Raw genomic sequence first — 7,072 nt, forward strand, 5'->3', positions numbered from 1 at the left:
GGATATGTCCATCCCCATAGATCAGGCTGGTATTGCCAATGATCTGGTTCTGATCGGTGATCGCAATAGAGACGGGAAGATCGGGAGCCCGCAGGCCGCTGTCGTCATAGAGGCGCGCAAGATCCACGATCCCGGCCAATGCACCCCAGAAGACACGGTTGTTGCCCTCGTCATTGGTCATCGAGACGGGCAGGGTGATGACAAGGCCCAGACTGCCATCCCTCAGGGGCAGGGGGCCGCTGAAGATCGTGCGACCTTCTTCCCGCAACTGGCGTGCCGCTTCTTCGCCGCCGGGAGGAGGCAAGACCCATTTGCCGATCAGGGACTTGTTCTGCTCATAGGGAAAGACGAAGCTGGTAATGAGATTGGGCGCGGCGGCGACGTTGCGGATCTGCGACGGCACGTAGAGCAACTGACTGGACAGGGCTTCAAAGCGTGACTGTGTCACATAGGGTTCCGCGCCGATCACCGCTACCAGACCCTGCAAAAGCTTCACATCGGAATTGATATTGGCTTCAAGCTTGGTTCGGATCAGGCCGAGACGCTCCTCCTGCAGCTGCTGAGGGGGGCAGGGCCTGCAGGACTTGCGGCCATGCCCGTCGCGAGCACTCCGCGAGCCCTGGGGGGCACAAGGCTGCTGCGGCCCCTGCTCGCCGTCCCCAGATGGGTGCTGGAGGACTACGCTCGGGCCCGCGGTTTGGCGTGGGTCGAGGACGAAAGCAACGCAGATCTTCGACGGGACCGCAATTTCCTTCGCCACCGGGTGCTGCCCTTGCTCCGGGAGCGTTTTCCGGCCGCCGGCGAGATCCTGGCCCGGGCTGCCGGGCTGCAGGGGGAAGCGGTGACGCTGCTGGAAGCCCTCGCTCGCAGCGACGCGGAAGGCGCCATGGAAGAGGACCGTTTGCGGCTGGAGCGTCTGAGGGCACTGCCCCCAGAGCGGGCAAGAAATCTTCTGCGCTGGTTTCTGGCCGAGGGAGGCGTCCGGCCACCCCCGGGGGCCCGGCGCCTGGAGGAGGCGCTACGGCAACTGCTGCAGGCCCGCCGGGATGCGGAGGTGGCGATCCCCCTCGGAGAGCGGGTGCTACGCCGCTACCTGGACTGGGCCTGGCTCGTGGCTGCGGTCGAGCTGCCCGAGAGTGCGCGAATCGGGATCCCATGGCGCGGAGAGGCGAGCCTTGCGCTACCTTGGGGCGGCGTGATTGAATTCGAGCCTGTCACCGGGACGGGAATCGACGCGCACCGGCTCCAGCGGGGGCCGGTGGCGGTGCGGCTCAGGCGAGGCGGTGAGCGCTTCCAGCTCCAGGGAGCACGCTCCCGGCGCACCCTCAAGAACCTCTTTCAGGAAGCCCGGGTACCGCCCTGGCGGCGGGAGGTGCTCCCCCTGATCACTTGCGGCGATGACGTGGTATGGGTCCCCGGGTTGGGCATCGACCAGCGTTACCGCTGCCCGCCCGGCCAACCAGGGCTTCTTCCCCATTGGCTCGCCGCGCGGGGCCCGCACGCCTCTCAGGCGCGGGACACAGGCAAGAAATCCTGTTAAAATCAATCATTAAACCCACATCTTCGCGATCTTTTTCGCACCTTGTTAACTCCTTTATTTTTTGGGGTTTTGGATGGCTATTGAACGCACGTTGTCGATCATCAAGCCCGACGCTGTCGAAAAGAACATCATCGGCAAAATCTATTCTCGGTTCGAAGCCGCGGGACTCAAAATCGTGGCAGCCAAAATGGCTTATTTGTCGCAGCGGGAAGCGGAAGGCTTTTACGCCGTGCATCGCGAGCGACCCTTTTTCCGGGATCTGGTGAAGTTCATGACCTCTGGACCGGTCATGATCCAGGTGTTGGAGGGGGAGGACGCAATTGCCAAAAACCGAGAGCTCATGGGGGCGACCGACCCAAGAAAAGCGGCTCCCGGCACCATCCGGGCCGATTTCGCCTCGTCCATCGACGCCAACGCGGTACACGGCTCCGATAGCCCCCAGAGTGCGGCGGCGGAAATCGCCTTCTTTTTTCCCAGCTCGGAAATCTATTCCCGATAGGGGTGTTTCCCTCGTCCATGACGATCAACCTGCTGGGGCTCAATCCCGAGGAACTCGAAGCCTTCCTTGCTGGTCTCGGAGAGAAGCCTTTCCGTGCTCGCCAGCTTCTGCGCTGGATCCATCAGCGGGGGGAAGAGCGCTTCGAGGCCATGAGCGATCTGGCCAAGGCGCTGCGGGAGCGCCTGGCCCAGGTGGCGGAGATCCGGGCACCGGAAGCGGTGAGCGAGCAACGTTCCCCGGACGGCACCCTCAAGTGGCTGTTGCGGGTGGGGGGCGAGAATGCCATCGAGACGGTGTTCATCCCCGATGCCCACCGGGGTACCTTATGCGTTTCCAGCCAGGTGGGATGTGCCTTGGAGTGCCGTTTTTGTGCCACGGGGCGCCAGGGCTTCAACCGCAACCTCACGAGCGCTGAGATCATTGCCCAGCTGTGGTGGGCCCGCAAGGCACTCGCCCGACACGGTTGGGGCGAGCGGCCGGTCACCAACGTGGTACTCATGGGCATGGGAGAGCCTTTGCTCAATTTCGATCAGGTGGTGCGGGCACTGGACCTCATGCTGGAGGATGACGCCTACGGGCTGTCCCGGCGCCGGGTCACCCTGTCCACCTCGGGCATCGTGCCTGCCATCGACCGGTTGCGGGAACGCTGCCCGGTGGCGCTGGCCGTGTCACTCCATGCGCCTGACGACGATCTGCGCAGCTTCCTCGTGCCGATCAACCGCAAATACCCCCTGAGGGAGCTGATGGCGGCATGCCGCCGCTACGTGCAAGCGGGAGACGGGGCGAGCCGCGGCGATCCGCGCCTTCCTGGCCGCAAATGGCAGCGGGTCGGATCGCCCCGGGATTTCGTCACCTTCGAATACGTGATGCTGGCCGGTGTCAACGACAGCCTCGCCCATGCGCAAGCCCTGATCGAGCTCACCCGCGACGTGCCGTGCAAGTTCAACCTGATCCCGTTCAATCCATTTCCGAACAGCGGGTTCGAGACTTCCCCTGCTCCGGTGATTGCCGCCTTCCGCGACCGGCTCCTCGCCGCCGGTCGGGTGGCCACCATTCGAAAGACCCGGGGCGAGAAGATCGATGCGGCCTGCGGTCAATTGGCGGGCCAGGTCCAGGATCGCACCCGCCGCCGGCTGCGCCGTGCCCTGGAGGCGACCCCGTGAGATCCGGGATCTTGGCGGGGCTTGCTGCCTTCCTTCTTTGCGCCTGCGCTTCGCCGCCCCCGGTGCAGCACGCCCCCGAACCGGTCCAGACGGCGTCCCGCTACCGGGCGCAAATCCACACCCAACTAGGTGCCGGCTATTACAGCCGTGGCCAGCTCGGTGTGGCGCTCGAGGAGCTGAAAGTGGCCCTCGCGGCGGATCCCAACTACGGGCCTGCGTACAACGTCTTGGGGCTGGTCTACGCAGCCCTGGGGGAGCCCACGCTTGCCGAGCAGAACTTTCTTCGAGCGCTTGCCCTCGATCCCAATGACTCCGAAGCGCGCAACAACTACGGTTTGTTCCTGTGCCAGCGCAACCGGCAGGAGGAAGGCATTGGCCAACTCCTGCAGGCCTTGCGCAACCCCTTGTACCGCACGCCGGAGCTGGCCTACGTGAACGCGGGCAATTGCGCCCAGCAAACGGGGGACCGCAAACGCGCCCAGGAGTTTTTCGAAAAGGCCCTGCAGATCCAGCCGTCCCAGCCCCAGGCTCTGCGGGCGATGGCGGAGATCGCTTACGGTGACGGCCGTTTCGACGAGGCTCACGCCCACCTCGCTCGTTACATGCAAATCGCCCAGCCGGACGCGGAAAGCCTGGCCTTGGGCGTGCAGATCGAGCGCCGGCGGGGAGATCGCCAAGCGGAGGCGAGCTACGCGGCCCAGTTGCGCAACCGCTTCCCCCAGTCGAAGGAAGCCCAGGCCCTCGAGTCGGGCGACTTGTAAGCCATGGACCGTTATCAGGACAGGGAGATCGTCGAGTTGCCGGGGCCTGGCCGTCGGCTGGCGGAGGAACGGCGGCGCCAGGGTTTGTCCGTGGTCGATATCGGGCGCCAGCTCAAGCTGACCCCCAGGCAGGTAGAGGCGTTGGAGGCCGACGATTATGAGCGGCTCCCGGGCAACACCTTTGTGCGCGGCTTCATGCGCAACTACGCCAAGGCGCTGCACTTGGACCCCGAGCCTTTGCTGACGGAACTGGAGCGGCGCCTGCCTGAAGAGCGCCCCTCTGCCATCCTTCCGCCCATCGAGAACATTCCCTTCGCAAGCGGCAAGGAGGGGAGCTGGCACCGTTACCTGCTGCTCGCCGCGCTGGTGTTGCTGATCGTGCCTTGGCTGCTATATGAAACTTTCCGTCAGCAGCCCCTCGCGCCAGTCCCGAAGCCGGAAGCAGTATTTCCCGCCTCCCCGCCCACGGCGGCCACCCCGGGAAGCATCGCCGGGGCAAGCCCCTTGGCAGAAGCGGGGGATGGAGCGGGCGTGGGAGGCACTCCGGCGGCCTCGTCAGACCCGGTTGCCTCCGCAGCCGCGGGCGAACCCGCGGGTGGCGCCCTTGGGCCGGCGGCGGCCGACCTCCAGGCGCGAGCGCCCACCTCCCAGGAAGCGACGCCTTCTTCAGCCTTGGGCTCCGTGCGGCTCGTGTTCAAGAAAGAAGCCTGGGTGGAAATCCGGGATCGGGATGGCCGGGTGCTGCTCTCCCAGCTCAATCCAGCCGGGACCGAGCAGCGGGTGGAAGGCCCACCGCCCCTCTCCCTGGTGGTGGGCAACGCGACCCAGGTCAACGTGGAATACAACGGCAAGCCGGTGGATCTTGTTCCCTACACCCGCGCCGAAGTGGCGCGCCTTGTTTTGGAGTGAGGAGGGCCCATGCGCTACGGTGTCGACGAGCGGCGCAAGAGCTTGTGTGTTCGCGTGGGCCGAGTGGAGATTGGTGGTGGCGCTCCCATCGTGGTCCAATCCATGACCAACACAGACACGGCGGACGCGGAGGCCACAGCACGACAGGTGTGGGCCCTCGCCCGGGCGGGCTCAGAGTTGGTGCGCATCACGGTGAACACCGCCGAGGCGGCCCGGGAAGTGCCCCGCATCCGGGAACGCCTGGACCAGTGGGGCTGCGAAGTCCCCCTGGTGGGGGATTTCCACTTCAACGGCCACAAGCTCCTCACCCAGTTCCCGGCCTGCGCGGAGGTGCTCGCGAAATACCGCATCAATCCCGGCAACGTGGGGCATGGCTCCAAACGGGATAGCCAATTTGCCGTCATGATCGAGACCGCCTGCCGTTACGGAAAGCCGGTGCGCATCGGCGTCAACTGGGGCAGCCTGGATCCCCAGCTCCTCGCGCGGCTGATGGACGAAAACGCAAGGCGCCCACAGCCTCTCTCCGCAGCAGCCGTGACCCGGGAAGCCCTGGTCACCTCCGCCCTGGAGAGCGCCGAGCAGGCGGTGCGCCTGGGGCTGCCCCGGGACCGCATCGTGCTTTCTTGTAAGGTGAGCGGGGTGCAGGACCTCATCGCCGTCTACCGGGAGCTTGCCCGCCGCTGCGACTATCCCTTGCACCTGGGCCTGACCGAGGCGGGCATGGGCACCAAAGGCATCGTGGCTTCCAGCGCCGCCCTGGCGGTGCTCTTGCAGGAAGGCATCGGCGACACCATCCGCATCTCCCTCACCCCGGAGCCGGGCGGCGACCGCACCCAGGAAGTGGTGGTGGCTCAAGAGCTGCTGCAGACGATGGGCCTGCGCGCTTTTGCGCCCCAGGTGGTGGCCTGCCCCGGTTGCGGGCGTACCACCAGCACCTTCTTCCAAAGCTTGGCCCAGAGCGTCCAGCGCTACCTGCGCACCCAGATGCCGACCTGGCGCAGCCGTTATCCTGGGGTGGAGAACCTGACCGTGGCGGTCATGGGGTGCGTCGTCAATGGACCCGGGGAGAGCAAGCACGCCAATATCGGCATTTCGCTCCCAGGCACCGGAGAAGTACCGGTCGCCCCCGTCTATGTGGATGGGGTGAAGACGGTGACCTTGAAGGGCGAGCGCATCGCTGAAGAGTTCCAGGCGATCATCGACCAGTACGTGGCGACCCACTATGGCGCGGCCGGAACGCCAACGGCGGAGGCTGCGCCTGCGGGCGAGCCGGCGGGGGCCCCGCGCTGAGGCCCGCTCCTGCAGGACGCCGCCGTGGGGCGGCGCCGATCGATTCGAGGCCAATCCCATGAGCACCCATATCCAGGCGATTCGCGGGATGAACGACATCCTTCCCGATGAAGCCCTCGCCTGGGAGCGCTTCGAGGACACGGTGCGCGACTGGCTGCGGCGCTACGGCTACCGCCCGATCCGCATGCCCCTCGTGGAACGCACGGAGTTGTTCGTGCGCTCCATCGGCGAAGTGACCGACATCGTCGAGAAGGAGATGTACACCTTCATCGACACGCTCAACGGGGAGAGTCTCACCCTGCGACCGGAGGGCACCGCTTCCTGCGTGCGGGCGGTGCTGGAGCACAACCTGCTCTACGCGGGGCCCCAGCGGTTGTACTACAGCGGCCCCATGTTCCGCCACGAACGACCGCAAAAAGGGCGCTACCGCCAGTTTCACCAGGTCGGAGTGGAAGCGCTGGGATTCGAAGGACCCGACATCGACGCCGAGCACATCGTCATGGCCCGCAGGCTCTGGTGCATGTTGGGCCTGGAAGGCATTCGCCTGGAGCTCTCCACCCTGGGCTCCAGCGAGGCCCGCACCCGCTACCGCGAGCGCCTCATCCGCTACTTCGAGGCCCACCTGGACGCCCTGGACCAGGACTCCCGCCGGCGGCTGTATACCAATCCCTTGCGCATCCTGGATAGCAAGAACCCTAGCATGCAGTCCTTGATCGAGGGGGCACCCCGCTTGATGGACGAGCTGGACGAGGAATCCCTCAAGCATTTCGAGGCGCTCCAGTCCATGCTCCGGGCTCAGGACGTGGAGTTTCAAGTGAACCCCCGGCTCGTGCGCGGGCTCGATTACTACAACCGCACGGTCTACGAGTGGGTGACGGACCGGCTCGGGGCCCAGGGAACGGTGTGCGCC

Annotated in this window: 8 protein-coding genes; 7 read left to right on the forward strand and 1 reads right to left on the reverse strand. The window is 65.7% G+C overall.

Translation table 11 applies throughout. The annotated features are described in order from the left end of the window. A partial coding sequence (locus V7Q81_RS13530; protein WP_333844219.1) for a CHASE domain-containing protein occupies window positions 1–496 on the reverse strand: 496 nt, incomplete at its 3' end. 63 nt (window positions 497–559) lie between these two features. Here V7Q81_RS13530 and tilS point away from each other — a divergent pair. From tilS to hisS, 7 genes are all read left to right on the forward strand, one after another. Next, the gene (tilS, locus tag V7Q81_RS13535; protein WP_333844236.1) at window positions 560–1,540 is read left to right on the forward strand and encodes a tRNA lysidine(34) synthetase TilS; all 981 of its coding nucleotides are present in this window, start codon (window positions 560–562) and stop codon (window positions 1,538–1,540) included. A 73-nt stretch (window positions 1,541–1,613) separates the two neighbouring features. Next, complete coding sequence (gene ndk, locus V7Q81_RS13540; RefSeq protein ID WP_333844222.1) at window positions 1,614–2,039, forward strand: nucleoside-diphosphate kinase; 426 nt, start codon at window positions 1,614–1,616, stop codon at window positions 2,037–2,039. Window positions 2,040–2,056: 17 nt separating this feature from the next. Beyond that, window positions 2,057–3,202 carry a 23S rRNA (adenine(2503)-C(2))-methyltransferase RlmN gene (gene rlmN / locus V7Q81_RS13545; RefSeq protein ID WP_333844225.1) on the forward strand — a complete coding sequence of 382 codons (1,146 nt, stop codon included), beginning with the start codon at window positions 2,057–2,059 and terminating at the stop codon, window positions 3,200–3,202. Then, the gene (gene pilW, locus V7Q81_RS13550; RefSeq protein ID WP_333844228.1) at window positions 3,199–3,963 is read left to right on the forward strand and encodes a type IV pilus biogenesis/stability protein PilW; all 765 of its coding nucleotides are present in this window, start codon (window positions 3,199–3,201) and stop codon (window positions 3,961–3,963) included. The genes rlmN and pilW overlap by 4 nt, the downstream gene beginning before the upstream one ends. A gap of 3 nt (window positions 3,964–3,966) precedes the next feature. Then, window positions 3,967–4,872, forward strand: a complete 906-nt coding sequence (locus V7Q81_RS13555) for a helix-turn-helix domain-containing protein (protein ID WP_333844231.1) — start codon at window positions 3,967–3,969, stop codon at window positions 4,870–4,872. Window positions 4,873–4,881: 9 nt separating this feature from the next. Continuing rightward, a complete protein-coding gene (ispG, locus tag V7Q81_RS13560; RefSeq protein ID WP_333844233.1) occupies window positions 4,882–6,162 on the forward strand; it encodes a flavodoxin-dependent (E)-4-hydroxy-3-methylbut-2-enyl-diphosphate synthase in 1,281 nt (426 codons plus the stop codon). A 58-nt stretch (window positions 6,163–6,220) separates the two neighbouring features. Further along, a partial coding sequence (gene hisS, locus V7Q81_RS13565; RefSeq protein WP_333844235.1) for a histidine--tRNA ligase occupies window positions 6,221–7,072 on the forward strand: 852 nt, incomplete at its 3' end.

The organism is Pelomicrobium sp. (genome assembly GCF_036803785.1).
GTDB lineage: Bacteria > Pseudomonadota > Gammaproteobacteria > Burkholderiales > UBA6910 > Pelomicrobium.

Coding starts and splice junctions, on each gene's coding strand:
- ndk (WP_333844222.1), top strand. CDS start 1,614: ATGGCTATTGAACGCACGTTGTCGATCATCAAGCCCGACGCTGTCGAA.
- V7Q81_RS13555 (WP_333844231.1), top strand. CDS start 3,967: ATGGACCGTTATCAGGACAGGGAGATCGTCGAGTTGCCGGGGCCTGGC.
- rlmN (WP_333844225.1), top strand. CDS start 2,057: ATGACGATCAACCTGCTGGGGCTCAATCCCGAGGAACTCGAAGCCTTC.
- ispG (WP_333844233.1), top strand. CDS start 4,882: ATGCGCTACGGTGTCGACGAGCGGCGCAAGAGCTTGTGTGTTCGCGTG.